This window comes from Corynebacterium sp. HMSC074E01 (genome assembly GCF_001808885.1).
Classification (GTDB): Bacteria; Actinomycetota; Actinomycetes; order Mycobacteriales; family Mycobacteriaceae; genus Corynebacterium.
Genome location: NZ_KV794854.1, coordinates 236,361 through 256,152, shown reverse-complemented (window position 1 = coordinate 256,152; position 19,792 = coordinate 236,361). Strand labels below are relative to the sequence as shown.

Below are 19,792 nucleotides of genomic sequence, written 5' to 3'. Positions count from 1 at the left end.
CGATGAAGGCAGCTAGCCGCGAAGCACTCGCTACCGTTGAGTCCAAGCTGGATGAGTTTCTCTCCAGCGACCGCTCGGTAGCGACTGCTACCCAGGCAGGCCAGGACCTCTTCGAGGTGGTCCGCGTCCTCGACGGCGACCGCGAACTGCGCGTCGCGCTGACCGACGACGCCGCCACCGCTGAGGAGCGCAAGTCCCTGGTCCAGACCCTTTTCGGCGGGAAGGTCTCCCCGGTAGCACTCCAGGTGCTGCAGGAGGCCGCCGCCGCACAGTGGTCGACGCCGCGTGATATCGCCCGTGGCCTTATCATCCTCGGCCGCCGCGCACTGCTGCGTGGCGCTGAGTTTGAGGGCAAGCTGGGCCAGGTAGAAGACGAGCTCTTCTCCCTGTCGCGCGTGCTTGACCGCGAAGGCGAACTGACCCAGCTGCTTTCAGACCGTACTGCTACGTCCGATCGCAAGGTCGGGCTGCTGGCAAGCGTGCTCTACGGCAAGGTCACGATGGTTACTGAGGCGCTCGCGCTGCAGGCCATTGGCCGCCCGGAGCAGAACCCGATTGATGATCTCGCCGGTTTGGCGGACACCGCAGCCAAGCTGCAGGGCCGTACCATCGCGCGAGTGACCACCGCGGGTGAGCTGAACGATAGCCAGCGGGCAGCACTCGCTGAAAAGCTGGGCAAAATCTATGGTCGTGCGATGTCCATCCACTCTGAGGTTGACACCAGCCTCCTCGGTGGTATGACCATCCGCGTCGGCGACGAAGTCATCGATGGCTCGACGGCAGGCAAGATTGCTCGCCTTCGTGCGCAGATGGCATAAGCCGAAACGACAGAAACGATTAAGTAATTGCTGGAAGATACTACCGAGAGCAGGAAGAACATGGCGGAGCTGACGATCTCCTCCGACGAGATCCGTAGCGCGATTGCGAACTACACCTCGAGCTACTCCGCGGAGGCCTCCCGTGAGGAGGTCGGCGTGGTCATTTCGGCAGCTGACGGTATTGCGCAGGTTTCGGGCCTGCCGTCCGTCATGGCGAATGAGCTGCTCGAGTTCCCCGGCGGCGTGATTGGCGTCGCACAGAACCTTGACACCAACTCCATCGGTGTCGTGGTCTTGGGCAACTTCGAGTCGCTTAAAGAAGGCGACGAGGTCAAGAGGACCGGCGAGGTTCTCTCCATCCCTGTGGGCGAGGAATTCCTCGGCCGCGTAATTAACCCCCTGGGCCAGCCGATCGACGGCATGGGCCCGATCACCGCTGAAGAGGACCGCGTCCTCGAGCTGCAGGCACCGTCCGTGCTGCAGCGTCAGCCGGTGGAAGAGCCGATGCAGACCGGCATCAAGGCTATTGACGCGATGACCCCGATTGGTCGCGGTCAGCGTCAGTTGATCATTGGTGACCGTAAGACGGGTAAGACCGCTGTCTGTATCGACACCATCCTGAACCAGAAGGCTAACTGGGAATCTGGCGACAAGAACAAGCAGGTCCGCTGCATCTACGTCGCCATCGGCCAGAAGGGCTCCACCATTGCTGGTGTGCGCCACACCCTGGAGCAGCACGGCGCCCTGGAGTACACCACCATCGTGGCGGCTCCGGCATCCGATGCCGCCGGCTTCAAGTGGCTGGCACCGTTCTCCGGTGCAGCTCTGGGCCAGCACTGGATGTACCAGGGCAACCACGTCCTGATCATTTACGATGATCTGACCAAGCAGGCTGAGGCCTACCGTGCGATTTCCCTTCTTCTGCGCCGTCCGCCGGGCCGCGAGGCTTACCCGGGCGACGTCTTCTACCTCCACTCCCGTCTGCTGGAGCGCGCAGCGAAGCTCTCCGACGACATGGGTGCAGGTTCCATGACCGCATTGCCGATCATCGAGACCAAGGCGAACGACGTCTCCGCCTTCATTCCGACCAACGTTATTTCTATTACCGACGGCCAGGTCTTCCTGGAGTCCGACCTGTTCAACCAGGGCGTCCGTCCGGCAATTAACGTCGGTGTGTCGGTCTCCCGTGTTGGTGGTGCCGCACAGACCAAGGGTATGAAGAAGGTCGCCGGTAACCTGCGTCTTGAGCTGGCTGCCTACCGCGATCTGCAGGCCTTCGCGGCCTTCGCATCCGACCTGGATCCGGCATCCAAGGCTCAGCTGGAGCGCGGCGAGCGCCTCGTCGAGCTGCTTAAGCAGTCCGAGTCCTCCCCGCAGCCTGTCGAGTACCAGATGGTGTCCATCTTCCTCGCAGACCAGGGCATCTTCGACGTCGTTCCCGTCGAGGACGTACGCCGCTTCGAGAAGGAGCTGCACGATCACCTCAACTCTGCAACCCCGCAGGTGTTCGAGCAGATCCAGGGCGGCACCGCTCTGACCGACGAGTCCAAGGATGCACTTGTTGCAGCAGCTAAGGACTTCATTCCGTCCTTCCGCACGACCGAGGGCAACAACCTCGGCACCGAGGCGCCGGTTGACCCGCTCGCCGCGGATGATGTGAATAAGACCGAGCTCAACGTCTCCCGCAAGACGGCCAAATAGAGTTTCGCACGCTCTAAGAATTAACCGTCTAGAAAGAGAAGGGAGGAGCGAACACCATGGCTAATCTTCGTGAACTGCGTGACCGTATCCGGTCCGTCAATTCCACCAAGAAGATCACCAAGGCACAGGAGCTCATTGCTACCTCGCGCATTACCAAGGCTCAGGCCAGGGTAGAAGCGGCGCAGCCTTATGCACGTGAACTGTCCAACGTGCTCAATAAGCTGGCGGCGCACACGTCCCTGGATCACCCGATGCTCCGGGAACGCGAAGATGCCAAGGTAGCCGCCATTCTCGTGGTCTCTTCTGACCGCGGTATGTGCGGAGGCTACAACAACAACATCTTCAAGAAGGCGGCCGAGCTGGAAGCCCTGCTTCAGAGCGAGGGTTTCGAGACCGTCCGCTACGTGACCGGCAACAAGGGCGTTGGCTTCTACAAGTTCCGTGAGGCTGAGGTCGCAGGCAGCTGGACTGGATTCTCGCAGGATCCGACCTGGGAAAAGACGCACGATGTGCGCCGCCACATTATCGACGGCTTCGTTGCCGGTTCGAATGGCCAGGCCAAGACCCGCGAGGGCATTAACGTGGAGGGCGAGACCGTTCGCGGTTTCGACCAGGTGCACGTTGTGTACACCGAGTTCGAGTCCATGCTGACCCAGACCGCGCGTGTGCAGCAGCTGCTGCCGGTGGTACCGGTTATCGAGGAAGAGGACTACAACCTGGGTGAGTCCGCGCTTTCCGACGCCGAGCCGAACAATCAGATCACTCCTGATTACGACTTCGAGCCGGATGCGGACACCCTGATGGAAGCGCTGCTTCCGCAGTACGTTTCTCGCCTCCTGTTTGCGATGTTCTTGGAGTCCTCGGCCTCCGAGTCCGCCGCACGCCGTACCGCAATGAAGTCTGCAACCGACAACGCTACCGAGCTGGTCAAGGACCTCTCGCGCGTGGCCAACCAGGCACGTCAGGCGCAGATTACCCAAGAAATCACAGAGATCGTCGGTGGCGCTGGGGCGCTCGCCGAAAGCGCAGAAAGTGACTAGATTATGACTACAGCTCTGCAAGAGCAGAACACACAGTCGTCGGCTACCGCCGGCCGTGTGGTGCGTGTCATCGGTCCGGTCGTCGACGTGGAGTTTCCGCGTGGCGGGCTGCCGGCACTGTACAACGCACTGACCGTCGAGGTTTCCCTCGAGGCTGTTGCAAAGACCGTCACCCTTGAGGTCGCTCAGCACCTCGGTGACAACCTCGTCCGTGCCGTGTCCATGGCTCCGACCGACGGCCTTGTCCGCGGTGCCGCCGTGACCGACACTGGCAAGCCGATTTCCGTCCCGGTGGGCGATGTGGTCAAGGGCCACGTCTTCAACGCCCTCGGTGACTGCCTTGACCAGCCGGGTCTGGGCCGCGACGGTGAGCAGTGGGGCATCCACCGCGAGCCGCCGGCATTCGACCAGCTGGAGGGTAAGACCGAGATCCTGGAGACCGGTATTAAGGTCATCGACCTGCTGACCCCGTACGTGAAGGGCGGCAAGATCGGCCTCTTCGGTGGTGCAGGTGTGGGTAAGACCGTTCTTATCCAGGAGATGATTACTCGTATCGCACGCGAGTTCTCCGGTACCTCCGTCTTCGCAGGTGTTGGCGAGCGTACCCGTGAGGGCACCGACCTTTTCCTCGAGATGGAGGAGATGGGCGTTCTTCAGGACACCGCACTTGTCTTCGGCCAGATGGATGAGCCGCCAGGAGTCCGTATGCGCGTGGCTCTGTCCGGCCTGACCATGGCGGAGTACTTCCGCGATGTGCAGAACCAGGACGTGCTGCTGTTCATCGACAACATCTTCCGTTTCACCCAGGCCGGTTCTGAGGTGTCGACCCTTCTGGGCCGTATGCCTTCCGCCGTGGGTTACCAGCCGACTCTGGCTGATGAGATGGGTGTGCTGCAGGAGCGTATTACCTCCACCAAGGGTAAGTCCATTACCTCCCTGCAGGCCGTCTACGTGCCGGCCGATGACTACACCGACCCGGCTCCGGCGACCACCTTCGCCCACCTCGATGCCACCACCGAGTTGGACCGTGGTATTGCTTCGAAGGGTATTTACCCGGCAGTGAACCCGCTGACCTCTACCTCTCGTATTCTGGAGCCGTCCATCGTGGGCGAGCGCCACTACGAGGTGGCACAGCGTGTCATCGGTATTCTGCAGAAGAACAAGGAGCTCCAGGACATCATCGCTATCCTTGGTATGGACGAGCTGTCTGAGGAAGATAAGATCACCGTTCAGCGTGCTCGCCGTATCGAGCGCTTCCTGGGCCAGAACTTCTTCGTCGCAGAGAAGTTCACCGGCCTGCCGGGCTCCTACGTGCCGCTGGCCGATACCATCGACGCTTTCGAGCGCATCTGCAACGGCGAATTCGACCACTACCCGGAGCAGGCTTTCAACGGCCTGGGTGGCTTGGACGATGTCGAGGCTGCGTACAAGAAGCTGACCGAGAAGAAGTAGGGAGAGGCACATGGCTGACATCACCGCCGAATTGGTTTCCGTCGAGCGCCTGCTGTGGACCGGAAAGGCCACCATGGTGACGGCTGAGACCACCGAGGGTGAGATCGGCGTGCTTCCTGGCCATGAGCCCATGGTCGGTCAGTTGATCGACAATGGTGTTGTGACCATCCACCCGGTGGACGGCAAGCGTCTCGTCGCCGCCGTCCAGGGTGGCTTCCTCTCCGTGTCCGAGAACAAAATCACCGTCCTCGCTGACTGGTCCATCTGGGCCTCCGAGGTCGATGAGGCCCAGGCACAGGAAGACCTGAAGTCTGAGCACGAGCTGACGAGGTCTCGTGGCGATGCCGCACTGCGCGCCGCCCGCCGCCACAACAGCTAACGGATGAGCGGAGAGGGAAACGACGGGCAGCAATGACCGCCCTTCCCACTCTCACCTAGGAACCCCACAACCTCATTAAGAGGGGGTGGGGTTTCTTCGTGATCTCAGCAAGAGGGGTACCTCAGGGCTAGCAGGAACTGGCAAGAACTAGCATTGCCTGCTCCAACGGCGGTACAATCAACCCATGAATTCTCAGGTGCTTCAGGGGCTAACAATTCTTTTGGGTCTGTGTGCACTGGTCCTCCTGGTTTTCCTCATCCTGGCGGCGGTGCGCTTTTTCACCGTGCGATCCCGTGGCACGAGCATTCTGTTGCGCCGACTCCCGTCGAAGGACTCTTATACATGGCGTCATGGTCTCGTGCGCTATGACGGTGAGTTCATGAAGTATTTTAAGCTTCGCTCCGTCATGCCCCGCGCCAACAAGCGCTTTAATCGCCTCGACATCGAACTGGGTAGCATCCGCCCTATGGACGATGACGAGGCTTCTTTTATGCCCTCCGGCCACCAAATCATCCAGATTAGCGTCGATGGGCAGGACTATGAGATTGCCTCCGATGCGCAGGGAATTATGGCCTTGAATGCGTGGGTCGAATCCGCGCCGTCGAAGCGTCAAGAGAAGCTGGATTATCACCAGATGCGCCAGCGGGCTACCCGCTTACCCAAGAAGTAGGGGCCCAACGATAGGGTAGAGGGCATGCGTGTTGTCATCGCCCAATGCTCCGTAGATTACGTAGGCCGCCTCGACGCCCACCTTCCCATGGCGGACCGGCTCATCCTCATCAAAGCCGATGGTTCGGTGTCCGTTCATGCGGATGACCGGGCCTATAAACCTTTGAACTGGATGACGCCGCCGTGCACCTTTGAGGAGTCGGCTATTGAGGATATCGACGGCGAAGACACGGGGGAGAAGCTGTGGCTGGTGGAGAACCCGAAAGGTGAGCAGTTGCGCATCACCATCTCGCAGATCCACCAAGAGATCGACATGGAGTTGGGGGAAGACCCAGGCCTGGTCAAAGATGGCGTGGAGGCACACCTACAGGAGCTTCTGGCCGAGCACATCGAAACGTTGGGGGAGAAGTACTCGCTCGTGCGTCGCGAGTATCCCACGGCTATTGGTCCGGTAGACATCATGGCCAAGAATGATAAGAACGAGTTCGTCGCCGTGGAGGTAAAGCGTCGCGGGGGCATCGATGGTGTCGAGCAGCTCACGCGCTACCTTGAGCTGCTCAACCGCGATGATTTGCTAGCACCCGTCCACGGCGTGTTCGCCGCGCAGGAAATCAAGCCCCAGGCGCGGACCTTGGCGGAGGACCGCGGCATTCGTTGCGTCGTCTTGGATTACCAGGAGCTGCGCGGCATCGAGTCCAACGAGCTGCGGTTGTTCTAGTGCCTCGCCGCAACCGCCGAATTCGTGAGGAGCCGCGCTCACTGCCGCGCGATGGCAGCGCCTTCCTCGGCTCGCAGACTGTCCCTGGGCCGCGTTGGACCCATGGCGAGCCTTTCGTTATGAGGCATGTCGGCAGCGCCGCCGCACAGAAGTACTACGTGTGCCCGGGATGCAACCAGAATATTCCTCCCGGGGTGGCGCACATCGTGGCCTGGCCACGGGATACAGGCGGGCGCGGCGAGGACCGCCGCCACTGGCACCGGCACTGCTGGGAGCGGCGGTAGGATAGCGGGCATGATTGTTGCCTTTTCCGTAGCCCCCACCGTTGTGGGTGATGAAAGCGCTGAAATGTCCGAGGCCGTGGCTGAAGCCGTGCGCGTCGTCCGTGCTTCCGGCTTGCCCAATGAGACCAACTCCATGTTCACCATTATTGAAGGTGAATGGGACGAGGTCTTCGCGGTTATCAAGGAGGCCACCGACGCCGTGCGCGCCGTGTCGCCGCGCACGAGCCTGGTGATTAAGGCCGATATCCGTGAAGGTGTGACTGGGCAGATTACCCAAAAAGTAGATTCCGTTAACCGTTACCTGGAGGAGAATAAGTGACCGGACCGTACGTAGGAGGAGCCCTCGACCTAGGCGCCATCAAGCAGCAGGCGGAGGCGCGGGCGCAAGCGAAGTCCACAAATGCCGGAGCTGCTAACTCCGGCGGAGGAATTGCCCCTTTCTTCGAGGTCACCGAGCAGAACTTCGAGAATGACTTGGTGCGCCGCTCTGCGGAAGCACCCGTCATCGCCTTGATTGGCTCGCCGCGCTCCCCGGCCTCCGAGCAGCTCAAGAAGGACTTCGAGGAGATGGCGGCCGCAGGTGGGCTGAAGTTCATCGTCGGCTATATCAACGCCGATGTCGTGCCCCAGGTGGCGCAGGTCTTTGGCGTACAGAATCTGCCGACCACCGTTGCCATCGCCGCCGGCCAGCCCGTCACCAACTTTGAGGGCGGGCAGCCGCGCGAGAACCTGGAGCAGTGGGTAGCGGCGATCGTCGATAAGCTCGGCCCCCAGCTCAAGGGCTTGCCTGACCAAGATGTGGCGGGGGAGAACCCCGAGGAAGAAGCCGCGGATCCGCGCCTGAGCCTTGCTGAGGACGCGCTCAACCGCGGCGATTTCGACGCTGCCATCGCCACCTACGAGGAGATCCTGGCTGCTGAGCCAGACAACGTGGAAATCAAGCAGGCTCGTGATACCACGCTGCTGCTTAAGCGCTTGGACCCAGCGAACCGCAGCGAGGATCCCATCGTCGCTGCGGATGCTGCCCCAGAAGACGTGGCAAAGCAGCTCGACGCCGCCGACGCGGAGGTCGTCGCCGGTGCTCCCGACCGCGCCTTCGAGCGCCTCATTGAGGCGATGAAGCGTACCGCCGGGGGTGACAAGGAGCAGCTCAAGACCCGCCTCTTGGAGCTCTTCGGGCTCTTTGATTCCGGCGACCCGCGCGTGCTGGCCGCGCGCACGAAGCTGGCCAGCGCGTTGTACTAAAGACGGCGTAGTAAAAGGGCCCAAGTTGTGCCGGGCCCGAGAGCGACCTTCCCGGACTGTCGCGGGCTGGACCCTCAGGATGGCTCAGTTGAGTCCTCTCCTGAGGGCCTTTTTGTGTTTGAACTACACCGCGGTGTGAGGTACCTCATGCTAAATTCTTTCTAGTGTTATCACGCACAATTTGTTTTTGCTCTTTCAGGAGGACTCTCATGCGCAAGCTCCTCGGCGTCGTCGGCGCCGCCTCTCTTGCTTTTACCCTTGCTGCCTGCGGAAGCGATAGCTCCGATAGCGCCGGCGGTGCCAACTATGTTCGCGTTCTGGGCACCGAACCGCAGCAGGGGCTCATTCCCGCGATGACGAATGAGAACGGTGGCGGACGTATCGTCGATATGCTGTTTTCCGGATTGGTGTACTACGACGCCGACGGCAACGTGCACAACGAGATGGCGGAGTCCATCGACAAGGAAGGGGACAAGACCTACAAGGTCACGCTCAAGCCTGACCTGAAGTTCTCTGATGGCTCAGCCGTGACGGCCGATTCCTTCGTCGATACGTGGAATTACGCGGTGGCCAACGAACAGCTCAATGAGAGCTTCTTCTCCTCCATCAAGGGCTACGGGGAAGGCGTCAAGGAAATGGAGGGCCTCAAGGTTATCGATGAACGCACCTTCACCATCGAGCTCACCCAGCCAGAAAGCGACTTTCCGAGCCGTTTAGGCTACAACGCTTACTTCCCGGTTCCGGCGGCCGCGCTGGAGGACCCGCAGGGCTTTGGCGAATCCCCGGTGTCGAACGGCCCTTACAAGATCAAGGAATGGAACCACAACCAGAACCTGATCATCGAGCCGAACCCGGAGTACAAGGGGGACCGTGCAGCACAGAACGAGGGCATCGAGTTCGCCTTCTACGCCGATTCCAGCGCAGCCTACATGGACCTGTTGGCGAATAACCTCGATGTCCTCGAAGCGATCCCGTCGTCCGCCTTCGGCAGTTATGAGCAGGACCTAGCCGGCCGCCAGGAAACCAAGCCGGCTGCTACCTACCTGGAAATGTCCATCCACATGGAGACGCCACATTTCAGTGGGGAAGAGGGCACGCTGCGCCGCAAGGCAATCTCGATGGCTATCAACCGCGAGGAAATCGCGGAAACTATCTTCCACGGCACCCGCACCCCAGCCCGGGAGTTCACCTCACCGGTGCTGAACGGATACAACGACAGCCTGCCGGGTTCGGAGAACCTGAACTATAACCCGGAGGAGGCGAAGAAGCTGTGGGCGGAGGCCGATAAGAAGTACGGCGCCTTTGAAGGCGCGTTCCCGATCAACTACAACACCGATGGTGACAACAAGGACTGGGCCGATGCGGTGGCTAATAGCATCAGTAACACGCTGGGAATCCAGGCCGTGGGCAACCCTTACCCGGACTTCAAGTCCTTCCGCGATGCCTACCGCACCGAGCGTATGGACGGCGCATACCGCACCGCCTGGTTCGCCGACTATCCCTCGATGGGTAACTTCCTTGGGCCGAACTTCACCACGGGTGTGGCCTCTAATGACTCTAAGTACTCCAACCCGGAATTCGATGAGCTGATTGTGAAGGCCAACGGCGCCGCGAATGAGGAGGAAGCCGCGAAGCTCTACAACCAGGCGCAAGAGCTGCTGCTGCGTGACCTTCCTTCAATCCCGCTGTTCTACCCGAACGTTGTTGGCGGCTGGTCCGAGAACGTCCAGGACGTGACGTTCAACTGGAAGTCCCTGCCGGTGTATTACGCGGTGAAGAAGAACTAGCGCTTCCATCGTTGAGTTACTGCGGGAGATAGCGCACCTGCTCTAACAAAACTGCCCGAGTTTCCAAAGATCCCCGCCGAGATTCAGGCGAGTTCAGGTGGTGAATGCATCTATACAGCTGGGAGGTTGTGTAGATGTCAGGTGATGAGAAGCTACGTGAGCGGTATGTGCAGGCGTATCTGCATGATGCGTGTCCGATGTCGGTGACCCTCAAGGAGTTGGGGGTCTCGATGGCTCAGGCGAGGGTGTGGCGTCAGGCTGAGGGACTTAGCCGCGGCAAGCGCCATCGGAGCCTGAATGAGGATAAATACAAAAATCAATACCAAAAGGTCGTTGCTCTTGTAGAAAGCGGCCAGTCTGCGCATAGCGCACTGAAAGAGACAGGTTTCCCACAGACGGCTTACCGATACCTTGCGCAAGACGGTATTGAACTCGCCAACAACAGTCGCGGTGGAGCCATACAAATTGAGCGGGATCGCATTGCTAAAGCTTTAAAACTTGTTGATGCTGGCAAAAAGCTATAAGGAAGTCGGCCAGGTAGTTGATCGCTGCGCTGACACGGTGAGAACGTGGCACCATAATCGCATGTCTGGGCGTTTGGTACTCAATGATCATCCCACTGAATCCGAATCGAAGGTAGGACGCGGAAAGCGTCTTATCCGCCATGGCCGAATAGCGATAGCCTATCTGCTGAAGCAGGGCCATACTCACCGTGAGATTGCAGCCCAGCTTGGCCGGAATCAGTCGACGATTAGTAGAGAAATCGCCCGTGGGATGACTGAGCCTGGCTACGATGCCCTCGTGGCGCAAAAGCGGGCTGTAGATCGTTTAGCCGGGCCTAAACCCTGAAGCGTCCTGGTTACCGATATCAACCTCAACATCGAGGTAACGATCTCCAGCTCAGAAGCCTGCCTTTTAGGCGCGATGATGCACAACCGCGACACCGAACGCCTTCAAGCAATTGCCACTACACTGGACGCCGACGACTTCGAAAGCCCAATCTTCGCCCACATCTTCACCGCAATGGCCGACCTGCTTTCCCAATCCCGCCCCTGCGACGCCGCAACCGTCCGAAGCCACCTCGAAGCCCAAGGAGCACATGAAGCCCTGCCTGCTGACGCTATTAACTCCACCGTCGTAGGCCTGCTCACCCTTGGAGCAATCGATCTCCATGTAGGTGAATACGCCCGCCAAGTCGTCAGTACTGTTTAACGCTTGAGCAGCTCACCCGCCGCGCCGCCCACGGAGGACAGTACGGAGAAGGGGACGGTGAGCAGTGCCCAGGTCGGTGCGGAGGACATGAGGGTCATGGCGCCGGCCGGCTTGACCTGCGGCTGGCCGTCAGGGCCGTTGGTGGTGCCGCCGGCCAGGGAGGAGGCCATGGTGCCACCAAGCTGTGCGCCCTGCTGGGCGGCGGAGGACAGCTTCTGCAGGTCTTGTGCGGGCCGGCCTGTGCGGCGGGGGCGACGGTCAGAGCAAGGGCGAAGGCGGTGAGGCCGGCGAGGACGCGGGGCGCATCGAGGGAACTCCTTGAAGTAGGGGATTAGATCCCCTCACCGTAGCAGGTGAGGGGGCTAAGGGGTGGGTTCGGGCGCAGCTAGCTTGCCGATGACGCCAGCTCCCGCAGCGCCGCAGGGCCCTCGGCGTAGAGCTCCAGGAGGCGCCGAGTCTCATCCTGCATGGCCTGATGCGCCGGGCCCTGCCACTTGCGGGAGTCCACGAGGGTTTTGTTCTCCGCGAGAAGGCGGCGCACCGTGGAGGTGAACACCTTGTTGAGGTGGGTGGACACGTTGATCTTGGTCATTCCAGCGGCGATGGCCGCGACCATGTTTTCGTCGGAGACGCCGGAGGACCCGTGGAGCACCAGCGGCACGGGGACGGTGGTGCGCAGCTCGCGGATGCGGTCCAGATCTAGGGCGGCATCGCGGGTGATCATCGCGTGCGAGGAGCCCACAGCCACGGCCAGGAGATCGACGCCGGTGTCGGCCACGAACTGGCGGGCGTCCTCCGGGTCGGTGCGCACGCCGGGGGCGTGGACGCCGTCCTTGCCGCCCACCTCGCCGAGCTCCGCCTCGATGCTCACGCCGCGGTCGTGGCACCACTGGGCCACCTTGCAGGTGGTGGCGCGGTTGTCGTCATCGGGCAGGCGGGAGCCGTCGTACATGATGGAGGTAAAGCCCAGGTCGAGGGCCTCCCGGATTAGTTCCAGATCATCGGCGTGATCCAGGTGGACGCAGACGCGGGCGGAGGACGCCTTGGCAATGGCCAGCGTGGCCAGCGCGATGGGGGCCAGCTGACCGCCGTGGTACTTCACGGCGTTCTGGGAAATCTGGAGAACGACGGGGACATCGGCGAGCTCGGCGGCGCGCACCAGGCTGGCAGCGTTCTCCAGGTGGATGACGTTGAAGGCGCCGAGGCCGACTCCGGCGGCGCGTGCGTCGGCGGCGAGGCTGTGCAGGTTGGCTAGCATGTGAACTCCTTCGTTGGAAAGTTCGAGGTGTGTGGTGGATGGGGTGGGTTTAGGCGGTGATGTGTTCGCGCAGGCGGGCGACGTCGGCGGCATCGATCTCGCCGGCGACGGGGGCAAGCACGGCGGACGCGGACCAGGCGATGCCGTCGCGCAGCGCGGTGGAGAGCTCCTCGCCCGCGGCAAGGGCGGAGACGACGCCCGCGACGAGAGCATCGCCGGCACCGGTGGGGTTGCCCTCCAGAATTGAGTCGAGGCGCGCGGTGACCTCGCCGTCGGGGCCAGAGAGCAGCGCGCCGTCCTCGCCCATGGAGGTGATGATGACGGGGACACCCAGCTGCTGGAGGGCCGCCATCCCGGCGTGGACGTCGGCCGCGCCGGTGGCCTCCAGCAGCTCGTCGCGGTTCGGCTTGAGGATGTCGGCGCCGGCGCGGGCTGCGGCCAACAGGGCCGGGCCGGACGTGTCGATGAGGACGCGGGCGCCCGCGTCGTGGATCGCGGCGACGATATCGGCGAAGATCGTGGGATCCGTCTGCGGTGGCAGGGAGCCAGAGATGGTGACCCAGTCTTTGGATGCCAGGTGTGCGGTGAGATTAGCGATGAGCTGCTCCCAGAGCGACTGGGGGACCGGGGCGCCCGACTCGTTGAGCATCGTCGTGTCCGCGCTGTCGACCACCGCGATGGTCCGGCGTGTCTGCGCCTCGGCCTCGGTCCAGCGCTGGTCGATTCCGGGCGCGAGCTGGTCGAGCAGCTCCTTGAAGAGGACGCCTTCCGTGCCGCCGAGGAAGCCGTAAGTGGCAACGGGCGCGGAGCCGTGGGCATCGGCAAGCCGGGCAACGTTGACACCCTTGCCGCCGGGGCGGTGGGCGACCTCGCGGACGCGGTTGACCTTCTGCAGGACCACCGTGTCCACGGTGTAGGTCACGTCAATGGCCGGATTCGGGGTGATGCAGTGGATAGTCATGGCGATCCCCTAGGCCGTGGCAGAGGAGGCGGAGCCGGACTTGTCGCTCACGCGGAACATGATCTTGAGGCGGTCCTGCTGCGGGTCGCGGATGACCTCGAAGCCCTCGGCGGCGTTGGTGAAGTCGAAGACGTGGGAGATGAAGCCGCGGGCGGACTCGCCTAGGCCGGAGAGGATCTCCACGGCCTCGGACCACTCGTGGCCCGGGTAAGGGGCGGAGTAGGACATCCAGGAGCCGAAGAGTGCGAGTTCCTTGCGCAGGATGTACTCGAACTCTTTGGGCGGAAGAGTCCAGTCCTTGGTGGGGGTGCCAACGAAGACGACCTTGGCCTTCTTGCCCGCGCAGGCCAGGGCCTGGGTGCGCGTGATGGGGGCGCAGGCGGTCTCGATAACCAGAGCCGGCTGGGCGCGGTCCGCTAAGAACTCCTGCGGATCCTGCTGCAGCGAGTTGACGGTGGCCTTCGCCCCGAACTCGGTGGCCTTGCCCAGGACCCAGTCGTTGATGTCCACGACGGTGACGTCCTCGAAGCCGCGGGAGCGCAGGGCGATGAGCGCCATGAGGCCGATGACGCCGCTGCCAAGGATGAGGGTCGGCTTGTTCGTGTCAGCCATGGCCTCCGGGCCGGCCTGGTCCAGCGCGTGGAGAGCAACGGTGAGCGGCTCCACGAGGGCAGCGATGTCGAGCGGCAGGTCGCCCGCGGACTGGACGTTGACGGCGGGGACCAGGACGTAGTCCGCGAAGGCGCCCTGCTGGCGCGAGCCGATGAAGGAGTAGTTGGGACACAGCGAATAGTTGCCGGCCTGGCAGTATTCGCACTCGTGGCACGGGACGAGCGGGGCGACGATGACCTTGTCGCTCTCGGCCACGTCGAGCTCGGTGTTCGGGCCGATGGCCGCGACGGTGCCGGAGAATTCGTGCCCCAGGACCTGCGGGAAGGAGTGGACGCCGCCGTCGAAGTAGCGCGGAATGTCGGAGCCGCAGATGCCGCAGTAGCCGACGCGGATGAGGACCTCGCCGGTGCCGGGGGTGGGGACGGCCTTAGTGATTTCGGTGAATTCCTTGACACCGGTGACGGCGATGGTGGACATGGTGGTGGAGGTGGACATGATTGAACTCCCAAAGGTTGAAACGTGGTGTTTCGGTGTGGTGCGCAGGCGCGCTCAGAGGCGGCACCCGCGTTGAGATGAGGGGCGGATAGGGGTAGCTGCCGGCTAGGCAGCGTTGGTGCCTTCGGCCGGCTGGGCGGACTCGTCCGCCGCGGCGATCTCTTCGTCGGTGCGGTAGATGGTGCCCTTGCGGTACTTGACGTAGGTGTAGGCGAAGGCGCCGACGTACAGCACGAGGATGACCAGCAGGCCGATGCCGAACTCGCCGGACAGGCCCTTGGCCAGCAGGTACGTGAGCGGAGAGCCGCCCTGGTCCAGGGAACCGACCTGGCTTGCGCCGCCCAGCAGGCCCGTGTCGGATGCGAGCTGGGTCTGCAGCCCAACCATCTGGTTGGAAATCCAGATCGTGATGACCATGATGAACGTGCCGGAGATGAGGGTGCGGAACATGTTGCCCTTGTGGACGCCGACTGCCATGGCGACGAAGAAGCCGATGGTGGCCAGGTCGCCGAACGGGAGGACCGTGTTGCCCGGGATGAGGGCCGCGAGGATGACGGTCCACGGGATGAAGATGAGGGAGGCGGAGATGACCTGTGGCTGGCCCAGGAGCAGGGCCGGGTCTAGGCCGATGCGGAACTCGCCGTTGGAGAACCGCTTCTGCAGGATCTTCTTGGCCGAGTCGGCCACCGGCATGAGGCCCTGCATGATGAGCTTGACCACCATGGGCATGAGCAACATGACGGCGCCCATCTCTACAGCGAGCTTGAGGGAGTCGCCGATGGGGTAGCCACCCAGCAGGCCGATGATGAAGCCCAGGATGGAGCCGATGATGAGCGGCTCGCCGAAGACGCCCATGCGCTCTTCGAGCTTTTCCGTGGTGAGGTTGATCTTGTTGAGGCCCGGAATCTTCTCAATAGCGTCGTCCACGACGGTGGCGAAGACGCCCATGTAGGCCGAGGTGCCGTGGGGGATGGCCACGCCCTCGAGTCCGAAGTAGTTATCGGTGACCTTGCCCCACATGTCGCCGAGCTTGTAGGCGATGGCGGCGTGGATAGCGACGCCGAGGATGCCAAGCCAGAAGCTGCCCGTGGCGATCTGGACGATGGCGCCGGTAAAGGCCATGTGCCAGATGTTCCAGATGTCCACGTTGAGGACGCGGGTGGTCTTGGTGAGCAGCATGACCACGTTCACCGCGATGGCGACGGGGATGGCCACGAGGCCGAGGTTCGAGGCCCATGCCATGGGGGAGGTGCCGGGCCAGCCGAGGTCCACGACCGTGAGGCCGAGGTTCCAGTTATCGGCCATGGCCTGGGCGGCTGGGCCCATGGAACTGGTGAGCAAGTCGACGACGAGCGAGATGCCGACGAAGCCGACGCCGATGGTCAGCGCGGAGCGCAGTGACTTAGCAACGGACTGACGCAAGCACAGGGCTAGGACGAAAATGATGAGTGGTAGCATCACCGACGGACCTAGGTCCACAATGTATTGGATTGCGTTGAGAAATGTATCCATTGCGTTCCCTTTCTCGAGTTGGTTTGTGGAGGGGAAACAGGTGCCGCCACGCCAATGGCGGGCATCTGGTTGTTATGAGGGTCAAGCGTCACGCCAATGGCGCTTGACCCTTTGCATTTGAGCTGTTGTGTTGACTGGCGCGATTGCGTCAGCCTCGTGAGAACTAGCCCTTGAGGACGTCGAGAATCTTCTGCTCGGTGACCTCAACGTTGATGCCGGAGACGAAGGCGATGCCGTGGACCACCGGGACGCCGTAATCGCGATCCACCTTGGCGGTGGTGACGATGAGGTCCGCGGTGGAGGCGACGGAGCCCAGCTCACTGATGCGGTTCTGCGAGACGTCGGCCTCGATGCCGTTCTCCTTGCAGAGCTCACGGATGCGGTCGGCGGCCATGGTGGAGGTGGCGACGGCGCCGCCGCAGGCAACGATGATGTTCTTCTTGCTCATGATGATGTCCTTGTCTTGAGTGGTTGTGGTTTGTGGAAGTGGGGTATTCCGTTATACGGGGTTCTCGGAGTTCTCGGGGAACGTGGCTGAAAGGATGGCGGCGAGTGCCTCGGCATCCGGTGCTGCCTGCAGCTCCTCGACGAAGTCCGACTTCTGGATCTTCTTGATGAGCTGGGACAGAAGCTTGACGTGCATGTCGGCCTGGCCAAGGATGAGCAGCAGGACGGTGGAGACCTCCAGCGTGGAGTCTGCGTCTCCGCCCATCTCATGGAAGATAACCGGGGTGTCCAGCGTTGCCACGGCGATGGTGTTGCCGGTGACGAACTCGGCGGAGGTGTGGGGGATGGCCACGCCGCCGGAGATGGGCAGGCCCGTGGGGTACTCGGCCTCGCGGGCGAGCAGCGCGTCGACATATTCGGGCTTGGCGTAGCCGGCCTCGATGGCGGCGTTGCCGAGGACCTTGAACAGCTCCGCCTGGGATTCGACGTGCAGCCGCGGGAACTGAACTGCGGAATCAAAGAGCATCGATAACCTCCGATGTGGTGATGAGTCGGGAACCAGCCGATTCGATGGCGGTGACAATCTCCGCTGAGGGCGACGCGTTGGTAATAAACGCGGTGACGCTGGAGAGATCGTCCAACTTGTGGGGAGCGATCTCGCCGAACTTGGACGAGTCGGCCAGGATGAAGGCGGATCCGCAGTGGGAGAAGGCCTTCTTGGACGTGGCAACCTCCATGGGGTGGAAGTTGGTCACTCCGGCTTGGGCGTTGATGCCCGCGCAGCCGAAGAAACCGACGTGGAAGTACAGGGAATCAATTGCGGACTCCGCAAGCGGGCCGTAGAAAGAGTTCTCGTTCTTGCGCAGGATTCCACCCAGCACGATGGTTTGGATTGTGGGATGTTCGGACAACACTTGGGCGATGGGGAGGGTGTTGGTCACCACGGTGAGACTGAGGTTGGATTTTGCCAACTCCTGTGCCAGGGCGTAGGTGGTAGTTCCGTAGTCGAGAAAGATGGTTTGCCCATTCTCGATGTAGGGAAACGCCAGCGCCGCGATCGTGGCTTTCTCATCCTGGTGGATGCTGCGGCGGCGATCGTAGGCGGACTCCTTCTTACCTTCGGCCAGTTGGGCCCCGCCGTGGACGCGGACGATGGTTCCCTTGTCCTGCAGCTCGTTGAGGTCCTTGCGAATGGTTTCGACGGAGACGTCAAACAATTCCGCCAGCTCGCTGGCACGGACGAATTGTTCGGAGTTGAGGATGTCCACGATTTGCTCGTGGCGCTTCAAGAGATTCACTGTGCTTCCTCCTTTCGCTTCATGTTGTTCCACTTGGAAGTGTGGCAAATATACCAACCCAAACACAAGATTCTGGTTGGAAATAGGTTGGATTCCAGTTGGAAACGATTTCAATTAGTTAGAAAATGCGAGCTACGACAGCCTAAATCAATCACGTGACCGGCGTCACCCCTACCTCTGTGTGGGGGTGGCTGGCGTGGTGGCCCGGCATAGCGAAAGTCACCCACCCTTGCGAGTGAGTGCCTCTACGTTCAGGCGTCCTACGGTGCGCGCAGTGGTGGGTATGCCCTAAAGCAGCATGGTCTGAAGCTGGACTAGTGGAAATACCTTGCACATCTCGGGCCCGCCCGCTAGCCCCACTCCACAATGGGCCCAAGCTTGCTGACCAGGGCGTCGAACTCGGGTTGCGTCCGCTAGCGTGGTGCATCTGTGACCCGCTGATGTCGGTGCCGTGAACGAATGCGGCGACCATCGCGGGTACCTTTCGAATCCTTCTACCTATCCTCGAAAGGAAGCGCACCGCGATGGCCGCTGACCCCCATCATATCGACCCCACCGAGTATCTCGAAGAACTGCTGACCCAAGCCTCCCCAGATTTAATGCGCCAAATGCTTGGCGATTTCATCAACCAGATCCTCTCCGCCCAAGCCGACAGCATCTGCGGCGCTGGTTACGCCACCGTCTCCGATACTCGCACTAATTCCCGCAACGTGGGGTTGCCCGCAAATCGTGGACAAGTAGTGGAGCTACCTAGTGGTTAGGCAGCTATTTCTTTTCTGCTGGTGGTTGAACCGGACTGGTTCTCGAAGTCGACGGGGCTGACCATCCCCAGTGCGGAGTGCCGGCGCCGACGACATCCCCGTGCATCCTACCGCCGCCAATTCGACCACATGGCAGAACAACTGCGCTACGCCGCAGAAACCGCGCCCGAAGACGAACTTATGAACATCATGGTCGAACACGGCATCGGCCAGCGCCACGCCTGGAACCGCTACAAAAACATCAACCTCTAGACGCTCCTCGAAAGCAGCCGCCAGGGGTGTGCACACACGCATGAGACGATCAACGCGCACGCTCACCCCGACAGAAAGGACAGCCATGAGCATGCCTTTAACTCTGACCATTCTCGCTATCGTCGCCCTCGTGGCCTATAACCTTCTCGCCTTGCCGCTAGATCAAGCTGCAGGCGTAACCGTGGGGATTGCCGGGATCTGCGCCGTACAGGCATGGATATACAGTGCTGCTGCCAGCCTGACCTCCGACGGCCTGGGAATGGCGTGGGCCATTGTTTATGCGGGCATCGCCGTCCTGGGCGCTTTCGCCCTGACGGTAGCGATCCGCATCGCGCGCTAGCCCTGGAAGCTTTACCACCTTGCGTGCTTGCGTCTGCTTTGTGGGTGCGGGTGTGTGGGGTGGTTCTTTTTCGCGTGGGAAGCTAGTCGAAGTGAAGTAAACTCGATACCAACCCGCAGTTGCGGGCCTTTGTCATCGAGGGGTTGAACACGAAGTGGTCACCAGAGCAGATTTCGAACTATCTTGCCCGCTGCTTCGGTAAAGGTGGGGAAATGTCGATTAGTCATGAAACCATCTACCAAGCTCTCTATATCCAAGCTAAAGGTGCCTTGCGCCAGTAGTTGAAGGTAGAAAAAGCCCTGTGTTCTGGGCGTACCGGCCGAAGGCCGCAATCGCGCCTGCCAGCTCGCGGTAATCGAAGCTGGATTGGTGAGGACTACCGCATCAGCAAGCGCCCTGCCAGTGTTGAAGACCGTGCTATTCCAGGACATTGGGAAGGCGATCTCATCATCGGGCAAGGAGGCACAACGTCCCTTGTGAACTGCGTGGAACGCAGTACTCGCTACACCATGATCCGCAAACTTGATGTGCATGATTCCGCCACGACTGTC

The 19,792-nt window shown here is 61.5% G+C and carries 25 protein-coding genes and 1 pseudogene; 17 read left to right on the top strand and 9 right to left on the bottom strand.

Annotated elements, in window-relative coordinates; all coding sequences use genetic code 11:
* The first annotated feature begins 2 nt into the window (after positions 1-2).
* The 14 genes from HMPREF2537_RS10640 (at position 3) to HMPREF2537_RS10585 (ending at position 11,305) form a co-directional block, all read left to right on the top strand.
* A complete protein-coding gene (locus tag HMPREF2537_RS10640) occupies positions 3-818 on the top strand; it encodes a F0F1 ATP synthase subunit delta (RefSeq protein ID WP_070528752.1) in 816 nt (271 codons plus the stop codon).
* A 60-nt stretch (positions 819-878) separates the two neighbouring features.
* Positions 879-2,519: a F0F1 ATP synthase subunit alpha gene (gene atpA, locus HMPREF2537_RS10635; protein WP_070528750.1), complete on the top strand. Its 1,641-nt coding sequence runs from the start codon at positions 879-881 to the stop codon at positions 2,517-2,519.
* Between the two features lie 56 nt (positions 2,520-2,575).
* The gene (locus HMPREF2537_RS10630; protein ID WP_070528748.1) at positions 2,576-3,559 is read left to right on the top strand and encodes a F0F1 ATP synthase subunit gamma; all 984 of its coding nucleotides are present in this window, start codon (positions 2,576-2,578) and stop codon (positions 3,557-3,559) included.
* 3 nt (positions 3,560-3,562) lie between these two features.
* Positions 3,563-5,011, top strand: coding sequence for a F0F1 ATP synthase subunit beta (gene atpD, locus HMPREF2537_RS10625; protein ID WP_070528745.1), 1,449 nt, complete (start codon positions 3,563-3,565; stop codon positions 5,009-5,011).
* Between the two features lie 10 nt (positions 5,012-5,021).
* The gene (locus HMPREF2537_RS10620; RefSeq protein ID WP_070528741.1) at positions 5,022-5,390 is read left to right on the top strand and encodes a F0F1 ATP synthase subunit epsilon; all 369 of its coding nucleotides are present in this window, start codon (positions 5,022-5,024) and stop codon (positions 5,388-5,390) included.
* Positions 5,391-5,574: 184 nt separating this feature from the next.
* Positions 5,575-6,060 (top strand): DUF2550 domain-containing protein, encoded by a 486-nt coding sequence (locus HMPREF2537_RS10615; RefSeq protein WP_070528738.1) that lies wholly within the window; start codon positions 5,575-5,577, stop codon positions 6,058-6,060.
* A 24-nt stretch (positions 6,061-6,084) separates the two neighbouring features.
* Entirely contained in the window at positions 6,085-6,777 is a 693-nt protein-coding gene (gene nucS, locus HMPREF2537_RS10610) for an endonuclease NucS (RefSeq protein ID WP_070528735.1), read from the top strand.
* On the top strand, positions 6,777-7,061 hold the full coding sequence (locus HMPREF2537_RS12560; protein ID WP_083299018.1) for a hypothetical protein: 285 nt from the start codon (positions 6,777-6,779) through the stop codon (positions 7,059-7,061). The genes nucS and HMPREF2537_RS12560 overlap by 1 nt, the downstream gene beginning before the upstream one ends.
* 10 nt (positions 7,062-7,071) lie before the next feature.
* The gene (locus HMPREF2537_RS10605; RefSeq protein ID WP_049155059.1) at positions 7,072-7,380 is read left to right on the top strand and encodes a thiamine-binding protein; all 309 of its coding nucleotides are present in this window, start codon (positions 7,072-7,074) and stop codon (positions 7,378-7,380) included.
* On the top strand, positions 7,377-8,306 hold the full coding sequence (locus tag HMPREF2537_RS10600; protein WP_070528731.1) for a tetratricopeptide repeat protein: 930 nt from the start codon (positions 7,377-7,379) through the stop codon (positions 8,304-8,306). Before HMPREF2537_RS10605 ends, HMPREF2537_RS10600 begins: the two co-directional genes overlap by 4 nt.
* A gap of 209 nt (positions 8,307-8,515) precedes the next feature.
* Positions 8,516-10,093, top strand: coding sequence for a peptide ABC transporter substrate-binding protein (locus HMPREF2537_RS10595; protein WP_070528728.1), 1,578 nt, complete (start codon positions 8,516-8,518; stop codon positions 10,091-10,093).
* 134 nt (positions 10,094-10,227) lie between these two features.
* Positions 10,228-10,617: a hypothetical protein gene (locus tag HMPREF2537_RS10590; protein WP_049155054.1), complete on the top strand. Its 390-nt coding sequence runs from the start codon at positions 10,228-10,230 to the stop codon at positions 10,615-10,617.
* A complete protein-coding gene (locus tag HMPREF2537_RS13175; RefSeq protein ID WP_083299017.1) occupies positions 10,598-10,942 on the top strand; it encodes a helix-turn-helix domain-containing protein in 345 nt (114 codons plus the stop codon). Before HMPREF2537_RS10590 ends, HMPREF2537_RS13175 begins: the two co-directional genes overlap by 20 nt.
* Before the next feature lie 6 nt (positions 10,943-10,948).
* The gene (locus tag HMPREF2537_RS10585) at positions 10,949-11,305 is read left to right on the top strand and encodes a DnaB-like helicase N-terminal domain-containing protein (RefSeq protein ID WP_141759852.1); all 357 of its coding nucleotides are present in this window, start codon (positions 10,949-10,951) and stop codon (positions 11,303-11,305) included.
* Here the strand turns inward: HMPREF2537_RS10585 and HMPREF2537_RS12850 are convergent.
* From HMPREF2537_RS12850 to HMPREF2537_RS10550, 8 genes are all read right to left on the bottom strand, one after another.
* Positions 11,302-11,475: a hypothetical protein gene (locus HMPREF2537_RS12850; RefSeq protein ID WP_161799814.1), complete on the bottom strand. Its 174-nt coding sequence runs from the start codon at positions 11,473-11,475 to the stop codon at positions 11,302-11,304. The genes HMPREF2537_RS10585 and HMPREF2537_RS12850 overlap by 4 nt on opposite strands.
* A 215-nt stretch (positions 11,476-11,690) precedes the next feature.
* A complete protein-coding gene (locus HMPREF2537_RS10580; RefSeq protein ID WP_049156282.1) occupies positions 11,691-12,563 on the bottom strand; it encodes a class II fructose-bisphosphate aldolase in 873 nt (290 codons plus the stop codon).
* 49 nt (positions 12,564-12,612) lie between these two features.
* On the bottom strand, positions 12,613-13,524 hold the full coding sequence (locus HMPREF2537_RS10575) for a 1-phosphofructokinase family hexose kinase (protein ID WP_049156279.1): 912 nt from the start codon (positions 13,522-13,524) through the stop codon (positions 12,613-12,615).
* Between the two features lie 9 nt (positions 13,525-13,533).
* A complete protein-coding gene (locus HMPREF2537_RS10570) occupies positions 13,534-14,631 on the bottom strand; it encodes a galactitol-1-phosphate 5-dehydrogenase (protein ID WP_049156276.1) in 1,098 nt (365 codons plus the stop codon).
* Between the two features lie 105 nt (positions 14,632-14,736).
* Entirely contained in the window at positions 14,737-16,143 is a 1,407-nt protein-coding gene (locus HMPREF2537_RS10565) for a PTS galactitol transporter subunit IIC (RefSeq protein ID WP_049156273.1), read from the bottom strand.
* 163 nt (positions 16,144-16,306) lie between these two features.
* Complete coding sequence (gatB, locus tag HMPREF2537_RS10560) at positions 16,307-16,591, bottom strand: PTS galactitol transporter subunit IIB (RefSeq protein WP_049156272.1); 285 nt, start codon at positions 16,589-16,591, stop codon at positions 16,307-16,309.
* Between the two features lie 51 nt (positions 16,592-16,642).
* A complete protein-coding gene (locus HMPREF2537_RS10555) occupies positions 16,643-17,116 on the bottom strand; it encodes a PTS sugar transporter subunit IIA (RefSeq protein ID WP_049156269.1) in 474 nt (157 codons plus the stop codon).
* Positions 17,106-17,888 (bottom strand): DeoR/GlpR family DNA-binding transcription regulator, encoded by a 783-nt coding sequence (locus HMPREF2537_RS10550; RefSeq protein WP_049156266.1) that lies wholly within the window; start codon positions 17,886-17,888, stop codon positions 17,106-17,108. Before HMPREF2537_RS10550 ends, HMPREF2537_RS10555 begins: the two co-directional genes overlap by 11 nt.
* A 524-nt stretch (positions 17,889-18,412) precedes the next feature.
* Here HMPREF2537_RS10550 and HMPREF2537_RS10545 point away from each other — a divergent pair.
* The 3 genes and pseudogenes from HMPREF2537_RS10545 to HMPREF2537_RS10540 all read left to right on the top strand — a co-directional run.
* Positions 18,413-18,598, top strand: a pseudogene (locus HMPREF2537_RS10545) (transposase); the annotation flags it as partial.
* A gap of 180 nt (positions 18,599-18,778) precedes the next feature.
* Positions 18,779-18,901 (top strand): hypothetical protein, encoded by a 123-nt coding sequence (locus HMPREF2537_RS13130; RefSeq protein WP_256375087.1) that lies wholly within the window; start codon positions 18,779-18,781, stop codon positions 18,899-18,901.
* Between the two features lie 85 nt (positions 18,902-18,986).
* A complete protein-coding gene (locus tag HMPREF2537_RS10540) occupies positions 18,987-19,241 on the top strand; it encodes a hypothetical protein (RefSeq protein WP_070528721.1) in 255 nt (84 codons plus the stop codon).
* Between the two features lie 158 nt (positions 19,242-19,399).
* Here HMPREF2537_RS10540 and HMPREF2537_RS13170 read toward each other — a convergent pair.
* Positions 19,400-19,792 (bottom strand): hypothetical protein (locus HMPREF2537_RS13170; RefSeq protein ID WP_210383651.1); only part of this gene is annotated, 393 nt, incomplete at its 5' end.

Excerpts from the sequence above, each read along its gene's own strand:
- HMPREF2537_RS10640 (WP_070528752.1), top strand. The coding sequence starts at position 3 with ATGAAGGCAGCTAGCCGCGAAGCACTCGCTACCGTTGAGTCCAAGCTG.
- atpA (WP_070528750.1), top strand. The coding sequence starts at position 879 with ATGGCGGAGCTGACGATCTCCTCCGACGAGATCCGTAGCGCGATTGCG.
- HMPREF2537_RS10630 (WP_070528748.1), top strand. The coding sequence starts at position 2,576 with ATGGCTAATCTTCGTGAACTGCGTGACCGTATCCGGTCCGTCAATTCC.
- atpD (WP_070528745.1), top strand. The coding sequence starts at position 3,563 with ATGACTACAGCTCTGCAAGAGCAGAACACACAGTCGTCGGCTACCGCC.
- HMPREF2537_RS10620 (WP_070528741.1), top strand. The coding sequence starts at position 5,022 with ATGGCTGACATCACCGCCGAATTGGTTTCCGTCGAGCGCCTGCTGTGG.
- HMPREF2537_RS10615 (WP_070528738.1), top strand. The coding sequence starts at position 5,575 with ATGAATTCTCAGGTGCTTCAGGGGCTAACAATTCTTTTGGGTCTGTGT.
- nucS (WP_070528735.1), top strand. The coding sequence starts at position 6,085 with ATGCGTGTTGTCATCGCCCAATGCTCCGTAGATTACGTAGGCCGCCTC.
- HMPREF2537_RS10605 (WP_049155059.1), top strand. The coding sequence starts at position 7,072 with ATGATTGTTGCCTTTTCCGTAGCCCCCACCGTTGTGGGTGATGAAAGC.
- HMPREF2537_RS10595 (WP_070528728.1), top strand. The coding sequence starts at position 8,516 with ATGCGCAAGCTCCTCGGCGTCGTCGGCGCCGCCTCTCTTGCTTTTACC.
- HMPREF2537_RS10590 (WP_049155054.1), top strand. The coding sequence starts at position 10,228 with ATGTCAGGTGATGAGAAGCTACGTGAGCGGTATGTGCAGGCGTATCTG.
- HMPREF2537_RS13175 (WP_083299017.1), top strand. The coding sequence starts at position 10,598 with ATGCTGGCAAAAAGCTATAAGGAAGTCGGCCAGGTAGTTGATCGCTGC.
- HMPREF2537_RS12850 (WP_161799814.1), bottom strand. The coding sequence starts at position 11,475 with ATGGCCTCCTCCCTGGCCGGCGGCACCACCAACGGCCCTGACGGCCAG.
- HMPREF2537_RS10580 (WP_049156282.1), bottom strand. The coding sequence starts at position 12,563 with ATGCTAGCCAACCTGCACAGCCTCGCCGCCGACGCACGCGCCGCCGGA.
- HMPREF2537_RS10575 (WP_049156279.1), bottom strand. The coding sequence starts at position 13,524 with ATGACTATCCACTGCATCACCCCGAATCCGGCCATTGACGTGACCTAC.
- HMPREF2537_RS10570 (WP_049156276.1), bottom strand. The coding sequence starts at position 14,631 with ATGTCCACCTCCACCACCATGTCCACCATCGCCGTCACCGGTGTCAAG.
- HMPREF2537_RS10565 (WP_049156273.1), bottom strand. The coding sequence starts at position 16,143 with ATGGATACATTTCTCAACGCAATCCAATACATTGTGGACCTAGGTCCG.
- gatB (WP_049156272.1), bottom strand. The coding sequence starts at position 16,591 with ATGAGCAAGAAGAACATCATCGTTGCCTGCGGCGGCGCCGTCGCCACC.
- HMPREF2537_RS10555 (WP_049156269.1), bottom strand. The coding sequence starts at position 17,116 with ATGCTCTTTGATTCCGCAGTTCAGTTCCCGCGGCTGCACGTCGAATCC.
- HMPREF2537_RS13130 (WP_256375087.1), top strand. The coding sequence starts at position 18,779 with ATGGCAGAACAACTGCGCTACGCCGCAGAAACCGCGCCCGAAGACGAA.
- HMPREF2537_RS10540 (WP_070528721.1), top strand. The coding sequence starts at position 18,987 with ATGAGCATGCCTTTAACTCTGACCATTCTCGCTATCGTCGCCCTCGTG.